This window comes from Nocardioides aromaticivorans (genome assembly GCF_013408525.1).
GTDB lineage: Bacteria > Actinomycetota > Actinomycetes > Propionibacteriales > Nocardioidaceae > Nocardioides > Nocardioides aromaticivorans.
Map to the genome: position 1 here is coordinate 4,863,424 of NZ_JACBZM010000001.1, position 16,093 is coordinate 4,879,516.

Below are 16,093 nucleotides of genomic sequence, written 5' to 3' on the forward strand. Positions count from 1 at the left end.
CTAGCGCAGGGCCTTGAGGACCTGCTTGGGCCAGCCCGGGCCACCGTAGATCAGGCCGCTGTAGACCTGCACCAGGTCCGCACCCGCGTCGATCCGCTCCCTCGCGTCGGCGGGCGTGCTGATGCCGCCGACCCCGATGAGCGTGAGCCGGTCGCCGACGCGTCCGCGCAGCAGCCGCACGACCTCCGTCGAGCGCTCACGCAGCGGTGCGCCGGAGAGGCCGCCGGCGCCGCACGCCTCGACCTTCGCGGGGTCGGAGCGCAGGCGGTCGCGGGAGATGGTGGTGTTGGTGGCGATGACCCCGGACAGGCCGAGGTCGAGCGCCATGTCGGCGACCGCCAGCACGTCCTCGTCGGACAGGTCCGGCGCGATCTTCACCAGCAGGGGCACCCGGCGGTCGGTGACCGACTCGTCCGTCGTACGACGCACGTGGGCGAGCAGCGGGGCGAGCTTCTCGACGGCCTGCAGGTTGCGCAGGCCGGGGGTGTTCGGGGAGCTGACGTTGACGACGAGGTAGTCGGCGTGCGGGGCGAGCAGGCGGGTCGAGGTCTCGTAGTCGGCCTCGACAGCCGCCTGGTCGTCGTCGGGGACGACCTTCGACTTGCCGATGTTGACGCCGAGGACGAGTCCGCCGGGCTTGCGCCTGCGCCCGGCCAGCCGGCGCGCGACGGTCTCGGCGCCGTCGTTGTTGAAGCCCATCCGGTTGACGACCGCCCGGTCCTCGGGGAGCCGGAACAGCCGCGGCTTCGGGTTGCCGGGCTGGGGCAGCGCGGTGACCGTGCCGATCTCGACGTGCCCGAAGCCGAAGGCGCCCATCCGGTCGTAGACCTCGGCGGTCTTGTCGAAGCCGGGCGCGAGCCCGAGCCGGTTGGGGAAGGTGAGGCCCATCGCCTCGACCGGCGCCCGGCCGGGGATCCGGGCCCGGGTGAGCACCGGTCCCCCGGCCTTGAGGGCGTCGTAGGTCAGGTGGTGCGCCTTCTCGGCGTCCATCCGGACCAGGCAGGTCTCGAAGACCTTGTCGTACAGGGTCACTGCGCGTGCCACTCCTGCAGCGACCGCACGCCGATCGAGCCGGCGCGGATCGCCGCGATGCCCTGCACCGCCGCGGCCAGGCCCTGAACGGTGGTGATGCACGGCGTGCCGGTCAGCACGGCCGACGAGCGGATCTCGTAGCCGTCGATGCGCGAGTCGCCGCCACCGGTCGAGCCGTGCGGGGTGTTGACGATCAGGTCGATCTCGCCGCCGAGGATCATGTCGACGACCGTCGGCTCCCCGTTCGGTCCCTTGCCCTCGAAGTGCTTGCGCACCACGGTGGCCTGGATGCCGTTGCGGCGCAGCACCTCGGCCGTGCCCTGGGTCGCGAGGATCTCGAAGCCGTAGTCCGCGAGGACCCGGGCCGGGAAGATCATCGTCCGCTTGTCGCGGTTCGCGATCGAGATGAAGACCTTGCCCTCGGTCGGGAGCGAGCCGTACGCCGCGGCCTGCGACTTGCTGAAGGCGGTGCCGAAGTCGGCGTCGAAGCCCATCACCTCGCCGGTCGACTTCATCTCGGGCCCGAGGACCGTGTCGACGAAGCTGCCCTCCTTGGTGCGGAACCGGTTGAACGGCAGCACCGCCTCCTTGACCGCGATCGGGGCGTCGGCCGGCAGCGTGCCGCCGTCGCCCTCGGCGGGCAGCGCGCCCGCGGCGCGGAGCTCGGCGATGGACTCGCCCAGCATCACCCGGGCCGCGGCCTTCGCGAGCTGGGTGCCGGTCGCCTTGGACACGAACGGGACCGTCCGCGACGCGCGCGGGTTGGCCTCGATCACGTAGAGGACGTCCGCCCCGAGCGCGAACTGGATGTTGATCAGGCCGCGGACCCCGACCCCCTCCGCGATGGCCGTCGTGGCCTCGCGGATCCGGGTGATCTCGGCGTCGCCGAGCGTGATCGGCGGCAGGGCGCACGACGAGTCGCCGGAGTGGATGCCGGCCTCCTCGATGTGCTCCATCACGCCGCCGAGGAAGAGGTCCGTGCCGTCGTACAGGGCGTCGACGTCGATCTCGACCGCGTCGTCGATGAAGCGGTCGACCAGGACCGGGCGGTCCGGGCTGATCTCGGTCGCGGCCTCGATGTAGGACTTCAGCGCGGCGTCGCTGTAGACGATCTGCATGCCACGCCCGCCGAGGACGTACGACGGCCGCACGAGCACCGGGTAGCCGATGGTGTGCGCGATCGCCTGCGCGTCCTCGAAGGAGACGGCGGTGCCGTGCTTCGGCGCGACGAGGCCGGCGTCGGCCAGGACCCGGCCGAACGCGCCGCGCTCCTCGGCGAGTTCGATCGCCTCGGGCGTCGTACCGGCGATCGGGACCCCGGCGTCCTCGAGGCCCTGCGCGAGACCGAGCGGCGTCTGGCCGCCGAGGGTCGCGATGACCCCGGCGATCGGGCCCGCGGCCTTCTCCGCCTCGTAGATCTCGAGGACGTCCTCGAGGGTCAGCGGCTCGAAGTAGAGCCGGTCCGAGGTGTCGTAGTCGGTCGAGACCGTCTCGGGGTTGCAGTTGACCATGATCGTCTCGTAGCCGGCCTCGGCCAGCGCGAGCGAGGCGTGCACGCACGAGTAGTCGAACTCGATGCCCTGGCCGATCCGGTTGGGACCGGAGCCGAGGATGATCACGGCCTCCTTGCCCTCGGCGCGCGGCTGGACCTCGGTCTCCTCGTCGTACGACGAGTAGTAGTACGGCGTGGCCGCCGCGAACTCGGCAGCGCAGGTGTCCACGGTCTTGTAGACCGGGCGCACGCCGAGCGTCTGCCGGGCGATCCGGACCTCGGACTCCTTCAGGCCGCGGATGCCCGCGATCTGGGCGTCGGAGAAGCCGTGCCGCTTGGCCAGGCGCAGGGCGCCGGCGTCCAGCAGTTCCGACGCGCCCACCTTCTGGGCGATCTCGTCGATCATGAAGACCTGGTCGACGAACCACGGGTCGATCTTCGTGGCGTCGTGGATCTCCTCCTGCGTGGCGCCGGCCCGGATGGCCTGCATCAGCTTCTGCAGGCGGCCGTCGTGCGGGACCTTGATCTCCTCGAGGAGTGCGTCCTTGTCGCCGGGCTCGCCGGTCCAGTGGAAGGGCGCGGACTTGTTCTCCAGCGAGCGCAGCGCCTTGTTGAGCGCCTCGGTGAAGTTGCGGCCGATGGCCATCGCCTCGCCGACCGACTTCATGTGGGTGGTCAGCGTCGGGTCGGCGGTCGGGAACTTCTCGAACGCGAACCGCGGCACCTTGACGACCACGTAGTCGAGCGTGGGCTCGAAGGAGGCCGGGGTCTCCTTCGTGATGTCGTTGGGGATCTCGTCGAGCGTGTAGCCGACGGCCACCTTGGCGGCGATCTTGGCGATCGGGAAGCCGGTCGCCTTCGACGCCAGCGCCGAGGACCGCGAGACGCGGGGGTTCATCTCGATGACGATGACCCGGCCGTCGGCGGGGTTGACGGCGTACTGGATGTTGCAGCCGCCGGTGTCGACGCCGACCTCGCGGATGATGCCGATCGCCAGGTCGCGCAGGTGCTGGTACTCGCGGTCGGTGAGCGTCATCGCCGGGGCGACGGTGATCGAGTCACCGGTGTGCACGCCCATCGGGTCGAAGTTCTCGATCGAGCAGATGATGACGACGTTGTCGGCCTTGTCGCGCATCACCTCCAGCTCGTACTCCTTCCACCCGATGATCGACTCCTCGATCAGCACCTCGGTGGTCGGGGAGGCGGACAGACCGGCGCCGGCGATGCGGTGCATGTCCGCCTCGTCGTAGGCGATGCCCGAGCCGAGGCCGCCCATCGTGAAGGACGGGCGTACGACGATCGGGAAGCCCAGCTCGCCGGCGGCCTTCTCGACCTCCTCCATCGAGTGGCACACGAAGCTGCGGGCGACCTCGCCGCCCACCTTCTCGACGATCGCGTTGAACAGCTCGCGGTTCTCGCCGCGGTGGATCGCCTCGAAGCTGGCGCCGATCATCTCGACGCCGTACTTCTCCAGGACGCCGCTCTCGTGCGCCGCGATGGCGGCGTTGAGGGCGGTCTGGCCACCGAGGGTCGGCAGGATCGCGTCGGGGCGCTCCTTGGCGATGACCTTCTCGACGAACTCCGGGGTGATCGGCTCGACGTAGGTCGCGTCGGCGAACTCCGGGTCGGTCATGATCGTCGCCGGGTTGGAGTTGATCAGGATGACCCGCAGGCCCTCCTCCTTGAGCACCCGGCAGGCCTGGGTGCCCGAGTAGTCGAACTCGCACGCCTGGCCGATGACGATCGGCCCGGAGCCGATGACCAGGACCGACTTGATGTCTTCACGCTTCGGCATCAGGCCTTCTCCTCCAGAAGCTGCACGAACCGGTCGAAGAGGTACGCCGCGTCGTGCGGGCCGGCGGCGGCCTCGGGGTGGTACTGGACGGAGAAGCTCTTGAGCGCACCGGACCCGTCGCGGAGCTCGAGGCCCTCGACGACGTCGTCGTTCAGGCACACGTGGCTGACCGTCGCGACGCCGTACGGCGTCTCGGTCGCCGTGTCGCGCGGGGCGTCGACGGCGAAGCCGTGGTTGTGCGCGGTGACCTCCACCTTGCGGGTGGTCAGGTCCATCACCGGCTGGTTGATGCCCCGGTGGCCGTACTTCAGCTTGTAGGTGCCGAAGCCGAGCGCCCGGCCGAAGAGCTGGTTGCCGAAGCAGATGCCGAAGTACGGCAGGTCGCGGCCCAGCGCCTCCTGGAGCAGCTCGACCTGGCCGGTCGTCGCGGCCGGGTCGCCGGGGCCGTTGGAGAAGAACAGGCCGTCGGGCTGCACGGCCAGCACGTCGTCGATCGACGCCGTGGCGGGCAGCACGTGCACCTCGATGCCCCGCTCGCTCATCCGGTAGGGGGTCATGTCCTTGATGCCGAGGTCGAGGGCGGCGACGGTGAACCGCTTCTCGCCCTGGGCCTCGACGACATAGGTCTCGCTGGTGGAGACCGCCTCGGAGAGGTTGGCGCCGGTCATCTCGGCGGACGCCTTGACCTTCTCCAGCAGCTTCGCCGGGTCGGTCTCGACCGTGGAGATCCCGACGCGCATGGCGCCGCTCTCACGCAGGTGGCGGGTCAGGGCACGGGTGTCGATGCCGGAGATCCCCACCACGCCCTGGGCCCTCAGCTCGTCGTCGAGCGAGCGCTGGGAGCGCCAGTTGCTCGGGACGCGCGCAGGGTCGCGGACGACGTACCCGGCGACCCAGATGCGCTTGGACTCCGGGTCCTCGTCGTTCATGCCGGTGTTGCCGACGTGCGGGGCGGTCATCACGACCACCTGGCGGTGGTACGACGGGTCGGTGAGCGTCTCCTGGTAGCCGGTCATGCCGGTGTTGAAGACCGCCTCGCCGAAGGTCTCGCCGGCGGCACCGTAGGCCTCACCGTGGAACGTGCGGCCGTCCTCGAGGACGAGGAGGGCGGGTTGGGCTGGGGCGGTCATGCGAGGGCTCCTTCCAGCACCGTGGGCGTGCCGCGCAGCAGCGTGGCGACCACCCGTCCGGTGAGCTTGCGGTCGTGCCAGGGGTTGTTGCGGCTCAGCGAGACGCTGGCCGCGCGGTCGACCACCACCTGGGCGGCGGGGTCGACGAGGGTCAGGTTGGCGGGCTCGCCGACGGCGATCGGGCGGCCGTGCCCCTCCAGGCCGGCGATGCGCGCCGGGCTCTCGCTCATCACGCGGGCCACGCCGGCCCAGTCGAGCTGGCCGCTCTCGACCATCACGGTGGTGATGACGGACAGCGCCGTCTCCAGCCCGAGCATGCCGAACGCCGCGTCGACGAAGGCGTGCTCCTTGTCGTGTCGTGCGTGCGGCGCGTGGTCGGTGGCGACGGCGTCGATCGTGCCGTCGGCGAGTGCGGCGCGCAGCGCCTCGACGTCCTCGGCCGGGCGCAGCGGCGGGTTGACCTTGAAGGTCGGGTCGTAGCTGCTGAGCAGGTCGGTGGTGAGCAGCAGGTGGTGCGGCGTGACCTCCGCGGTCACGTCGATCCCCTGCGCCTTGGCCCACCGGACCACCTCGACGCTGCCGGCGGTCGAGACGTGGGCGACGTGGACGCGGCTGCCGGTGTGCCGGGCGAGCATCACGTCGCGGGCGACGATGACCTCCTCGGCGATCCCGGGCCAGCCGGGCAGGCCCAGGCGGCCGGAGAGCTCGCCCTCGTGGCAGCACGCCGCAGGGCCGGCGAGCGCCGGGTCCTGGCTGTGCTGGCTGACCACACCACCGAACGCCTTGACGTACTCCAGCGCCCGGCGCATGACCCGCGCGTCGTGGACGCACTTGCCGTCGTCGGAGAAGACGCGGACCTTCGCGCGGCTGCGGGCCATCAGCCCGAGCTCGGCGAGCTCCTCGCCCGCCAGCCCCTTGGTGACCGCGCCGACCGGCTGGACGTCGACCAGGCCGGCCGCGCGGCCGAGGTCGAGGACCCGCTCGGCGGCCTCCGCGGTGTCGGTGACGGGGTTGGTGTTGGCCATCGCGAGGACCGCGGTGAAGCCTCCGACGGCCGCGGCGCGGGAGCCGGTCAGCACCGTCTCGGCGTCCTCACGACCCGGCTCGCGCAGGTGCGTGTGCAGGTCGACGAGGCCCGGCAGCAGGCGCAGGCCGTCGGCGTCGATGGTCCGCTCCGCCTTCGTCGAGACCGAGCCGATCTCGGCGATCACGCGGTCGGCGACGAGGACGTCGGCCGTCGTACCGTCGGGCAGGGTGGCGCCCTTGATCAAGGTGCTCATGCAGAAGTCTCCTCGCCGGCGAGCAGGTGGTAGAGGACGGACATCCGGACCGCGACGCCCGAGGACACCTGGTCGAGGACCAGGCTGTCGGCGGCGTCGGCGGCGTCCGGGGAGATCTCGAGGCCGCGGTTCATCGGACCGGGGTGCAGGATCGGCGTGCCGGGCTTCAGGAGCGCGAGACGGTCGCGGGTGAGGCCGTAGCCGATGGTGTACTCGCGGGCCGTGGGGAAGAAGCCGCCGCTCATCCGCTCGCGCTGCACGCGCAGCATCATCACCGCGTCGACCTCGGGCAGCACCGCGTCCAGGTCGTACGACGTCGCGAAGCCGGCCTCCTTCGACCAGTCCCCCACACCGGCCGGCATCAGCGTCGGCGGAGCCACCACGGTGACGCTCGCGCCGAGCTTGACCAGGCTCTTGACGTTGCTGCGGAACACCCGGCTGTGCGTGACGTCGCCGACGATCGCGACGTGCTTGCCCTCGAGCGTGCCGAGCTTGCGGGTCAGGGCGTAGCCGTCGAGCAGCGCCTGCGTCGGGTGCTCGTGGGTGCCGTCGCCGGCGTTGATGACGGGGACGTCGACCCAGCGGCTGATCTGCTCGGCGGCGCCGCTCGCGGAGTGGCGCACGACCAGGCCGTCGATGCCCATGGCCATCACGGTCAGCGCCGTGTCGCGCAGCGACTCGCCCTTGCTGGTGCTGCTCCCCTTGGCCGACAGGTTGATCACGTCGGCGGAGAGCCACTTGCCGGCGATCTCGAAGCTCGACCGGGTGCGGGTGGAGTCCTCGAAGAAGAGGTTGATCACCGTCCGCCCGCGCAGCGCGGGCAGCTTCTTCACCTCGCGCCTCTGCACGTCGTGCATCTCCGCGGCGGTGGTGAAGATCTGGTGGATGTCGGCGACCTCCAGGTCGTCGATGCTCAGCAGGTGCCGGTTCACTGGATGGTCACCTCGTCCTCCCCGTCGATCTCGCTCAGGCGCAGGCTGACGCGCTCGCTGCGCGCCGTGGGCAGGTTCTTGCCGACGTGGTCGGCGCGGATCGGGAGCTCGCGGTGGCCGCGGTCGACCAGCACGGCCAGCCGTACGACGGCGGGCCGGCCCAGGTCCGAGAGGGCGTCGAGCGCGGCGCGGATGGTGCGCCCGGAGTAGAGCACGTCGTCGACGAGCACGACGGTCTTGCCGTCGATGCCGCCGGCGGGCAGCTCGGTGCGGTGCGGGGCACGCGTGGGGTGCGAGCGCAGGTCGTCGCGGTACATGGTGACGTCGAGCGAGCCGGTCGCGACCGTCGTACCTTCGACGGTCGCGATGTTCGCGGCGATCCGGTGGGCCAGCGGCACCCCGCGGGTGTGCAGGCCGAGAAGCAGAAGATCCTCGGCGCCCTTGTTGCGCTCGAGGATCTCGTGGGAAATGCGGACCAACGCCCGGCTGATGTCGCCGGCGTCGAGGACGACGCGCCCCTGAGCGGGGGCCTGGTCGTGGGTAGGCATCAGTGTGCCTGACCTCCTTCTCCGCCTCACGGGACGGCTCCTTAAAGGATGTCTGAACGGGCTCCACCCTAGCGGTTGGAGGCCCTTCCGGCCGAACCGGGTCCGGTGTGCCGCGGACCACGCCGGCGCGCGGTCAGGCCGAGCGCAGGCGCTCCAGCAGCGGCCCGGCCGCCTCGTCCAGGAACTGCTGCTGGAACCGGTCGCCGACCTGGACGAGCGCCACGTCGGTGAAGCCTGCCTCCGGGAACGCCAGCACCGCCTCGGCGATCGCGTCGAGGTCGGGTCCGCACGGGATCTTGTCCGCGACGTCCTCGGGGCGCACGAACTGGCTCGCCGCCTCGAAGCCGGCGGGGGTCGGCAGGTCGGCGTTCACACCCCAACCCCCGCCGAACCAGCGGAACTGCTCGTGGGCGAGCTTCACCGCCTCGTCGCGGTCGGGCGCCCAGCAGATCGGGACCTGCCCGATGGCCCGGGCGGCCCGGCCGACCTGCGGTGCCCCGTCCGTCTGGTTCCACTGCTGCACGAGTGCGGCGTCCGGCTCGACAGCGACCAGGTGGTCGGCGCTCTCGGCGAGCGCCTCGATGGCGCGCGGTCCCCCGACGGCGACCCCGATCTCGACCGGCTTGTCCGGAAGGTCCCAGACGCGGGCCGACTCGACCTCGAAGTACTCCCCCTTGTGGTCGACCAGCTCACCGGTGTGCAGCGAGCGGATCACGTCGATCGCCTCGGCCAGCATCTCCAGGCGCGTCTCCACACCGGGCCACCCGGCGCCGACGACGTGCTCGTTCAGGCTCTCGCCGCTGCCCACGCCGAGCGTGAAGCGGTTGCCCGAGAGCACCGCCAGGGTCGCGGCCTTCTGGGCGACGACGGCGGGGTGGTAGCGCATCGTCGGGCAGGTCACGTAGGTCATCAGGTCGAGGTCGGTCGTCGCCTGGGCCACGGCCCCGAGGACGGTCCACGCGTACGGCGCGTGCCCCTGCTCCACCAGCCATGGCGAGTAGTGGTCGCTGCAGACCGCGAACTCGAAGCCCTTGTCCTCGGCCGCCTGGGCGTAGGCGACCAGCTCGCGCGGCCCGCTCTGCTCGGTCATCAAGGTGTAGCCGAAGGTGGTCATGGTGGCCCCGGTACCCGGTCGGGCGTCGTACCAACGGGGCGGGACGGCCCGGGCAGGACGAAGGGGCCCCGTGTCCCCGGAGCCCCTTCGCGCATGTCCTCGTCAGGCGGTCACTTGAAGGCGTCCTTCACCTTCTCGCCCGCCTGCTTGAGGTTGCCCTTGAGCTGGTCGCCCTTGCCTTCGGCTTCCAGGTCCTCGTCGTCGGTGGCCTTGCCGACCGACTCCTTGAGCTTGCCCGTCTTCTCCTCGGCGGCGTTGCTGATCTTGTCGTCGAGACCCATCGTGGGACCCCCTTCAGTCTCGCGCGGCGGGCTCCTTGCAGCCCGCACGGCCGTACTCCTGCACTACCCGGCCGCTGCGCGACGATCCGGTGGTCGTACCGGACGCTGTGGCTGTCGGGTCGGCGATCCCACGACCATTCCGTCCGGTACGACGGCTGCCGGGCCCCTACAACGCGGCGGCCATCCCCGCGCACGCCCGCAGCCACGCCCGTCGGGTCGCCGCCGACAGCTCGCCGTACGGGACCACCGACCCGGACACGAGCGCCGGGTCGTAGGGCACCCGGTAGACGCCGCGGGTGCGCTGCTCGTAGACCTGGGTCAGGTCGCGCGCGAGGCCCTCGTCGACCTTGGGGCTGGGGTCGGAGAGCACCGTCACCGTCTTGTACTTGAGGTTCTCGTAGCCGGCGTCCTGGAGGGCGTCGAGCATCCACAGCCCGCTGTAGCCGGTGTCCTCGCGCACGGTGCTGGTGACGACCAGGAGGTCGGCCGCCTCGGCCGCGGCCAGCCAGTTCTCGGCCCTCAGGTTGTTGCCGGTGTCCACCAGGATGATCCGGTAGAACCGCTCCAGCAGCGCGTGCACCTCCGCGAAGTCCTTCGCGTGGATGACGCCGGTGACGTCGGGACGCTCGTCCGAGGCCAGGACGTCGAAGTGCGCGTCGCCCTGCGAGCGGACGAAGGCACCGAGGTCGCCGATGCGCGACTGGTAGACGTCCTTGAACCGCTCGACGTCCTCGAGCAGCTCACGGGTCGTGTTGCGGTGGGCGCTCCGGGCACCGCGGATGCCGAGGGTTCCGCGCGTCTCGTTGTTGTCCCAGCCGATCACGCCGCCGCCGCGTACGGTGCCGAAGGTGTAGCCGGCGGCGAGCACGCCGGTCGTCTTGGCCGCGCCGCCCTTCGGGTTCACGAACGCGATCGTGCGCGGGCCGTCGAAGTCCTTCTGGATGAGCGCCCGGTCGGCCTCCCAGGCCCGCTCCTTCGCGCCCATGGCCGGCTTGACCAGGCCACCCGACCAGCGGCGTACCCGGCCCCGCCATCCCCACGTCGCCGGACCGGGCTGCTTGTCGTTGTCGCGGCGGTCGAGGAAGTCGGTGGCGCTCATGAAGCGCCGCGGCTCGACGTGGGCGGGCGCGGGCGGCGCGGGAGCCGCGGCAGGCGGGGCGCTCGGCGGGGCGCTCGGCGGAGCAGGCCGGTACGACGGCGGCGGGCCGGTCGGTGGCGCGGCCGTCGGTGGTGGCGCCGTCGGGCGGGCACCCGGATCGGGTCGCATCGCCGTGTGCTCGCCGATCGGCCCGGCGTGCGGGATCGGGTCCGTCAGCGGATCCACCGGTGCCCCGGCCCGAGCGGCCTCGAGCTGCTGCTCGCTGAAGGCCTCCAGCTCCGTGGTGGTGTAGAGGCGGTCCGAGGTGTTCTGCGGATCGGGCTCCGGCTGGGCAGGGTCGACATCGGTCTGACTCACGAGAACCTCCGAGATAGGCAGTCAGTCCCGACCAAACTACCCCGGCGCCCGGCCGTCGACGGGCGTGCCGTGCACAGCCCGTCGTCTCATCCGGTCATGTCAGGAGATGTCGCCCAGCGCCGTCTCGATCGCCCGGTGGAAGGTCGGGTAGGCGAAGTGCATCCCGCGCAGGGTCGCCAGCGGCACCTCCGCGTGGATCGCGGTGACCAGCATCCCGATGATCTCCCCGCCCGAGGGTCCGACGGCGGTCGCGCCCACGAGCACGTCACGGTCGAGGTCGGCGACCACCTTGATCACGCCCTCGTTGCCGACCTTGTGCAGCCAGCCACGGCTCGACTCCTGCAGCTTCGAGATGCCGACCCCGACGTTGAGGCCGGCGTCACGCGCCTGCTTCTCGGTCATCCCGACCGAGCCGACCTCCGGATCGGTGAAGGTCGCCCGGGACACCGCGCGATAGTCGGCCCACGGGCCGTCCTCCCCGGTCAGGTCCCGGATCGCCACGTTGGCCTGGTACATCGACATGTGCGTGAACGCACCCTTGCCCGTGATGTCGCCGATCGCCCACAGGCCGTCGACGCCGGCCACCCGCATCCGCTCGTCGACGTCGATCGCCCGGGCCGACGGGTCGCCGCCGACGGTGTCGAGGCCCACGTCCCCCAGGTTGGTACGACGACCGGCGGCCACCAGCAGGGCCTGGGCCGCGAGCGTCGTACCGTCCGCGAGGCCGATCGCGAACGCACCGTCGTGGCGCACGGAGCTGACCCCGACGCCGGCGCGCACGGAGATCCCCTCGGCCTCCAGGGCGGAGGCGACCACGGCGCTCGCCTCCGGCTCCTCGGGTCCGAGGATCCGCTCGAAGGCCTCGACGACGGTCACCTCGACGCCGAACCGCGAGAACGCCTGGGCCAGCTCGCAGCCGATCGCTCCCCCGCCCAGGACGACCAGGCTGGTCGGCAGCTCACGGAGGCGGACCGCGTCGCGGTTGGTCCAGTACGGCGTGTCGGCCAGCCCGTCGATCGGCGGGACCGCGGGCTCCGTTCCGGTGTTGAGCACCACCCCGCGTCGTACCGTCAGCTCGACGTCGCCGTCGTCGGTCGTGACCACGACCCGGCCGGGACCGGCGAGCCGGCCGGTGCCGCGCAGGAACCGGGCACCGGCATCCTCGAGCCGCTTGACCGCGACCGTGTCGTCCCAGTCGTCGGTCGCCTCGTCGCGGATCCGGTCCGCGACGGGGGTCCAGTCCGCGGTGACCTCGGTGCTCCCGCCGAGCGCGGGCACGCGCCGGGCCTCGGCGAGCGCGTCGGCCGCGCGGATCATCATCTTCGACGGGACGCACCCGAAGTAGGGACACTCGCCTCCGACGAGACGGCGGTCGACCCCGACCACGGAGAGCCCGGCCCGGGCCAGCGAGGCGGCGACGTGCTCGCCCCCCGGCCCGAGTCCGATGACGACGACATCCACCTCATCAGGCTGAGACATGTCGCCAGATTGGCACATCGGGCAAGCCGGCGGCCAGCATCAGGCATCGCTCAGACGAGCGTGGACTTGCTCCTCTGGATGGCGCCGAGGACCCCGTTGACGAAGGTCGGCGACTCGTCGGTCGACAGCTCCTGGACCAGGGCCATCGCCTCGGTCACCGCGACCGTGTCCGGCACGTCGTCGGCCCAGAGCATCTCCCAGACCCCGATCCGCAGCACGTTGCGGTCGACCGCGGGCATGCGGGCGAGGCTCCAGCCGGTGGAGAACTCGGTGAGGACCTCGTCGATCCGCTCCCGCCGCTCCGTCACGCCCTCGATGAGCGTGCGGGTGTAGGGGTTGCTCGGCGCCTCGCCCTCGGCGACGACGCGCGCGAGCGCCTCGACGCCCGTCTCGCCGCGCAGGTCGGCGGCGTACAGGACGTCGAGGGCACGCTTGCGGGCCTTGGTGCGGGCTCCCATCAGGGTGGCCACTCAGCCCTTCACACGGGAGAGGTACGAGCCGCCCTCGCGGGTGTCGACCTTGATCTTCTCGCCCTGCTCGATGAACAGCGGGACCTGGATCTCGGCGCCGGTCTCGAGCGTGGCCGGCTTGGTGCGGCCCGTGGCGGAGTCGCCGACGACGCCCGGCTCGGTGTAGGAGACGAGGAGCTCGACCGAGGCCGGCATCTCGATGAAGAGGACGCGGCCCTCGTTGGTGGCGATCACGACGTCCTGGTTCTCCAGGAGGAAGCCGGCGGCGGAGCCGACGATCTCCGGGGTGACCTCGATCTGGTCGTAGGTCTGGACGTCCATGAAGACGAAGTTCGTGCCGTCGTTGTAGAGGTACTGGAACGAGCGGCGGTCGACCGTGGCGGTCTCGACCTTGGTGCCGGCGTTGAAGGTCTTGTCGACGTTCTTGCCCGACTCGACGTGCTTGAGCTTGGTGCGGACGAAGGCCGGGCCCTTGCCGGGCTTCACGTGCTGGAACTCGACCACCTGCCAGAGCTGGCCCTCCAGGTTGAGCACCATGCCGTTCTTGAGGTCGTTCGTCGTTGCCATGCGTCAGCCTTCTTCGATGCAGATGTCAATGGGGTGCGGCCACCGCCGTCGAGACGTGGCACAGCGTCCGATCCTATCGACGGGCGCCAACGGCGGGAAATCTTCGATCAGCCGCGTAACACCCGCCCGGCCCGGCGTCATGAAGGTGTGTACGGCGACAACGGGTCGCCACGAGGGAGGACACCATGCGCAAGCTCACCCCCTACCGCGCCGCCGCGGCGGCGTTCGCGATCGTGCTCGCCACGCTCGGCGGTGCCTACGCCGTGAGCGCGGCCGGCGGCTCCGACGACCAGGACCAGAGCGTCGTCGAGGACTCCACGAGCGACAGCCCGGAGACCGACGCGACCGACGACGCGTCGGAGTCGCCGGAGGCCGAGGAGACCGACGAGACCGACGCCCCCGACGAGACCGAAGCCGACGACCCGGAGACCGACGACGCCGACGAGGCCGACGACCAGGACGAGAACGAGGGTCCCGACGACCACGGCGACCACCACGGCCGTGACCACGCCGAGGACGGCGACGACCAGGGCGAGGACGCCGACGACCACGGCGACCACCACGGCGACGACGCCGACCACGACGAGGACGGCGACCACCACGGCGACGAGTCCGAGGCCCCCGAGGTCGACGACGACTCCGGCCACGACGGCTCGGGCCACGACGGGTCCGACGACGCCACCGACGACGCGACCGACGACTCGGGCCACGACGGCTCGGGCCACGACGGATCCGACGACTGACCAGGACCGCCCGGGAGCGCGACAATGGCTCCCGGGCGATCACTCCCCACCCCTGACGAGAACGAATGCGCATGGACCGCACCCCTGACCTGAGCCTGCCGATCCCGGAGACGCCGGCCGACCCGGCCTTCATGGCCCAGCTGGCGCTCGAGGCGCGCGCCTCCGTCCCCGGGTCCGGTACGACGCCGGCCGTCGCCCCGCGCGGCTGGGCCGCTGCCGTCGCCGCGGCCGCCGCGGTCGCCGTGGTCGCGGGCGGCGCCGTGGCACTGACCGGGCTGGGGCGCGACGACGACACGGAGCCGTTGCCTGCGACGTCGATCACCCCCGGCGACGACGCGTCCACCACCGGCGGTGCGACGACCGGCGACGACGGTGACACCACCCGCCCGCCCGACGACGACGCGTCCGGTGCCGGCGCCGGCACGACCGTCCCCGGCCCGGGCACGGCCGGCGGCACCGGGGGCAGCACGGAAGGCGGCACGGAGGGCGGCACGGGCGGCGGGATGGACCACGGCCGCGGCGGCGGAGGCGACGACGCCACGCAGGACGGCGACCACCGCGGCTCCGACGACACGACCGACGACAGCCACGGCGGGCGGGGCGGTTCCGACGACGGCACGGACTCGCCCGAGGGCACCGACACGCCCGACAGCCCGGACTCGACCGACGACGGCGGCCACCACAGCGGCAGCGGCGGGGGCGACGGCTCGGGCGGGGGCAGCGACGACAGCGCGGACGGTCCCACCGGGGCCGCCTCGGCGGGGGCCTGAGACGGCGCCGCACGGTGGAGGACGAACTCATCACGCGGGCTCGGGACGGGGACCCCGACGCCTGGCGCGACCTCTACGAGAGCCTGACCGGCCGACTGCTGGTCTGGCTCGAGTCGCGTCCGTCCGGTGACGTGCTGACGGCCCCGGACGACCTGGTCGCGGAGACCTGGCTGGTGGCCGCCCGTTCGATCGCCGACTTCGAGGGCGACCGCGACGCCTTCGCCGGCTGGCTGTTCGGCATCGCCCGCAACCACGTCCGGGCGGCGCGTCGTCGTACCCTGCGGCGCGCGACGGCGCCCGTCGAGCCCGCCACCCTCGCCACCGTCATCCCGTTGCGTCCGCCGACCGAGCCGGGCTTCGCCGAGGAGGTGTCGGGTGCCGACTGGACCCGGCGGGCGCTGCTGTCACTGCCCGCGCGCGAGCGGGAGGTGCTCACCTGCACCGAGGTCGCCGGGTTGAGCAACCAGCAGACGGCGATCGCGCTGGGCATGACCCCGACCGCGGTCCGGGTGGCCCGTCACCGCGGGCTGAGCCGGTTGCGGCGCACCCTCCCCGTCGCGGGCCTCACTGCGCCGCGATGAACTCCAGCGCCTGCCGGTAGCCGTCGATGCCCTCGCCCTCGATCACCTTCGCGGCGTGCGGGGTGACGACCGAGGTGTGTCGGAACTCCTCCGGCCGCTTCGACGGGGCGCTGATGTGCACCTCGACGAGCGGCGCCGTCAGCTGCGCGCAGGCGTCGAAGATCGCGTAGGAGTAGTGCGTCCACGCGGCCGCGTTGAGCACGACCGGCCAGCCCCAGTCGGCGGCGTTGTTGAGCCAGTCGATCATCTGGCCCTCGTGGTTGGTCTGCTGGAAGCGCACCTGGAGGCCGTAGTCCTTGCCCCAGCCGGTCAGCAGCTTGGCGAGGTCGGCGTGCGTGGTGTGGCCGTAGATCTCCGGCTGCCGGCGTCCCAGCCGGTTCAGGTTCGGCCCGTTGAGGACGTAGACCTCTTGCTTGCCCATGG

Annotated in this window: 16 protein-coding genes; 3 read left to right on the top strand and 13 right to left on the bottom strand. The window is 71.8% G+C overall.

Going from position 1 to position 16,093, the window contains the following annotated elements:
- The 12 genes from BJ993_RS23370 to efp all read right to left on the bottom strand — a co-directional run bounded on the left by BJ993_RS23370 (position 1) and on the right by efp (position 13,576).
- On the bottom strand, positions 1-1,032 hold the full coding sequence (locus BJ993_RS23370; RefSeq protein WP_308645693.1) for a quinone-dependent dihydroorotate dehydrogenase: 1,032 nt from the start codon (positions 1,030-1,032) through the stop codon (positions 1-3).
- Entirely contained in the window at positions 1,029-4,319 is a 3,291-nt protein-coding gene (gene carB, locus BJ993_RS23375; RefSeq protein WP_179651587.1) for a carbamoyl-phosphate synthase large subunit, read from the bottom strand. Before carB ends, BJ993_RS23370 begins: the two co-directional genes overlap by 4 nt.
- On the bottom strand, positions 4,319-5,449 hold the full coding sequence (gene carA, locus BJ993_RS23380) for a glutamine-hydrolyzing carbamoyl-phosphate synthase small subunit (protein ID WP_179651589.1): 1,131 nt from the start codon (positions 5,447-5,449) through the stop codon (positions 4,319-4,321). Before carA ends, carB begins: the two co-directional genes overlap by 1 nt.
- Entirely contained in the window at positions 5,446-6,729 is a 1,284-nt protein-coding gene (locus BJ993_RS23385; RefSeq protein WP_179651592.1) for a dihydroorotase, read from the bottom strand. The genes carA and BJ993_RS23385 overlap by 4 nt, the downstream gene beginning before the upstream one ends.
- Positions 6,726-7,661, bottom strand: coding sequence for an aspartate carbamoyltransferase catalytic subunit (locus BJ993_RS23390; protein ID WP_179651594.1), 936 nt, complete (start codon positions 7,659-7,661; stop codon positions 6,726-6,728). Before BJ993_RS23390 ends, BJ993_RS23385 begins: the two co-directional genes overlap by 4 nt.
- Positions 7,658-8,209, bottom strand: a complete 552-nt coding sequence (gene pyrR, locus BJ993_RS23395) for a bifunctional pyr operon transcriptional regulator/uracil phosphoribosyltransferase PyrR (protein ID WP_036545025.1) — start codon at positions 8,207-8,209, stop codon at positions 7,658-7,660. The genes BJ993_RS23390 and pyrR overlap by 4 nt, the downstream gene beginning before the upstream one ends.
- 133 nt (positions 8,210-8,342) lie before the next feature.
- Positions 8,343-9,323, bottom strand: coding sequence for a TIGR03557 family F420-dependent LLM class oxidoreductase (locus BJ993_RS23400; RefSeq protein ID WP_179651596.1), 981 nt, complete (start codon positions 9,321-9,323; stop codon positions 8,343-8,345).
- A gap of 110 nt (positions 9,324-9,433) precedes the next feature.
- Complete coding sequence (locus BJ993_RS23405) at positions 9,434-9,604, bottom strand: CsbD family protein (protein WP_036545021.1); 171 nt, start codon at positions 9,602-9,604, stop codon at positions 9,434-9,436.
- A gap of 166 nt (positions 9,605-9,770) precedes the next feature.
- Positions 9,771-11,060, bottom strand: coding sequence for a MinD/ParA family ATP-binding protein (locus BJ993_RS23410; RefSeq protein ID WP_051932222.1), 1,290 nt, complete (start codon positions 11,058-11,060; stop codon positions 9,771-9,773).
- 99 nt (positions 11,061-11,159) lie between these two features.
- Positions 11,160-12,539 carry a dihydrolipoyl dehydrogenase family protein gene (locus BJ993_RS23415; protein ID WP_179651598.1) on the bottom strand — a complete coding sequence of 460 codons (1,380 nt, stop codon included), beginning with the start codon at positions 12,537-12,539 and terminating at the stop codon, positions 11,160-11,162.
- A gap of 50 nt (positions 12,540-12,589) precedes the next feature.
- A complete protein-coding gene (gene nusB / locus BJ993_RS23420; RefSeq protein ID WP_308645694.1) occupies positions 12,590-13,009 on the bottom strand; it encodes a transcription antitermination factor NusB in 420 nt (139 codons plus the stop codon).
- Positions 13,010-13,576, bottom strand: a complete 567-nt coding sequence (gene efp, locus BJ993_RS23425) for an elongation factor P (protein WP_036545015.1) — start codon at positions 13,574-13,576, stop codon at positions 13,010-13,012. It lies immediately after the preceding gene.
- Positions 13,577-13,761: 185 nt separating this feature from the next.
- Here efp and BJ993_RS23430 point away from each other — a divergent pair, with 185 nt between their 5' ends.
- The 3 genes from BJ993_RS23430 to BJ993_RS23440 all read left to right on the top strand — a co-directional run bounded on the left by BJ993_RS23430 (position 13,762) and on the right by BJ993_RS23440 (position 15,670).
- Positions 13,762-14,319 (top strand): hypothetical protein, encoded by a 558-nt coding sequence (locus BJ993_RS23430; RefSeq protein WP_179651599.1) that lies wholly within the window; start codon positions 13,762-13,764, stop codon positions 14,317-14,319.
- A 71-nt stretch (positions 14,320-14,390) separates the two neighbouring features.
- Positions 14,391-15,089 (top strand): hypothetical protein, encoded by a 699-nt coding sequence (locus tag BJ993_RS23435; protein WP_179651600.1) that lies wholly within the window; start codon positions 14,391-14,393, stop codon positions 15,087-15,089.
- A gap of 14 nt (positions 15,090-15,103) precedes the next feature.
- Positions 15,104-15,670 carry an RNA polymerase sigma factor gene (locus tag BJ993_RS23440; protein ID WP_179651601.1) on the top strand — a complete coding sequence of 189 codons (567 nt, stop codon included), beginning with the start codon at positions 15,104-15,106 and terminating at the stop codon, positions 15,668-15,670.
- Here the strand turns inward: BJ993_RS23440 and BJ993_RS23445 are convergent.
- On the bottom strand, positions 15,654-16,091 hold the full coding sequence (locus BJ993_RS23445) for a type II 3-dehydroquinate dehydratase (protein ID WP_036545012.1): 438 nt from the start codon (positions 16,089-16,091) through the stop codon (positions 15,654-15,656). The two genes, BJ993_RS23440 and BJ993_RS23445, sit on opposite strands and share 17 nt — an antisense overlap.
- Between the last annotated feature and the right edge of the window lie 2 nt (positions 16,092-16,093).

Coding starts and splice junctions, on each gene's coding strand:
- BJ993_RS23415 (WP_179651598.1), bottom strand. CDS start 12,539: ATGTCTCAGCCTGATGAGGTGGATGTCGTCGTCATCGGACTCGGGCCG.
- carB (WP_179651587.1), bottom strand. CDS start 4,319: ATGCCGAAGCGTGAAGACATCAAGTCGGTCCTGGTCATCGGCTCCGGG.
- BJ993_RS23435 (WP_179651600.1), top strand. CDS start 14,391: ATGGACCGCACCCCTGACCTGAGCCTGCCGATCCCGGAGACGCCGGCC.
- BJ993_RS23405 (WP_036545021.1), bottom strand. CDS start 9,604: ATGGGTCTCGACGACAAGATCAGCAACGCCGCCGAGGAGAAGACGGGC.
- BJ993_RS23400 (WP_179651596.1), bottom strand. CDS start 9,323: ATGACCACCTTCGGCTACACCTTGATGACCGAGCAGAGCGGGCCGCGC.
- pyrR (WP_036545025.1), bottom strand. CDS start 8,209: ATGCCTACCCACGACCAGGCCCCCGCTCAGGGGCGCGTCGTCCTCGAC.
- efp (WP_036545015.1), bottom strand. CDS start 13,576: ATGGCAACGACGAACGACCTCAAGAACGGCATGGTGCTCAACCTGGAG.
- BJ993_RS23445 (WP_036545012.1), bottom strand. CDS start 16,091: ATGGGCAAGCAAGAGGTCTACGTCCTCAACGGGCCGAACCTGAACCGG.
- BJ993_RS23430 (WP_179651599.1), top strand. CDS start 13,762: ATGCGCAAGCTCACCCCCTACCGCGCCGCCGCGGCGGCGTTCGCGATC.
- BJ993_RS23385 (WP_179651592.1), bottom strand. CDS start 6,729: ATGAGCACCTTGATCAAGGGCGCCACCCTGCCCGACGGTACGACGGCC.
- carA (WP_179651589.1), bottom strand. CDS start 5,449: ATGACCGCCCCAGCCCAACCCGCCCTCCTCGTCCTCGAGGACGGCCGC.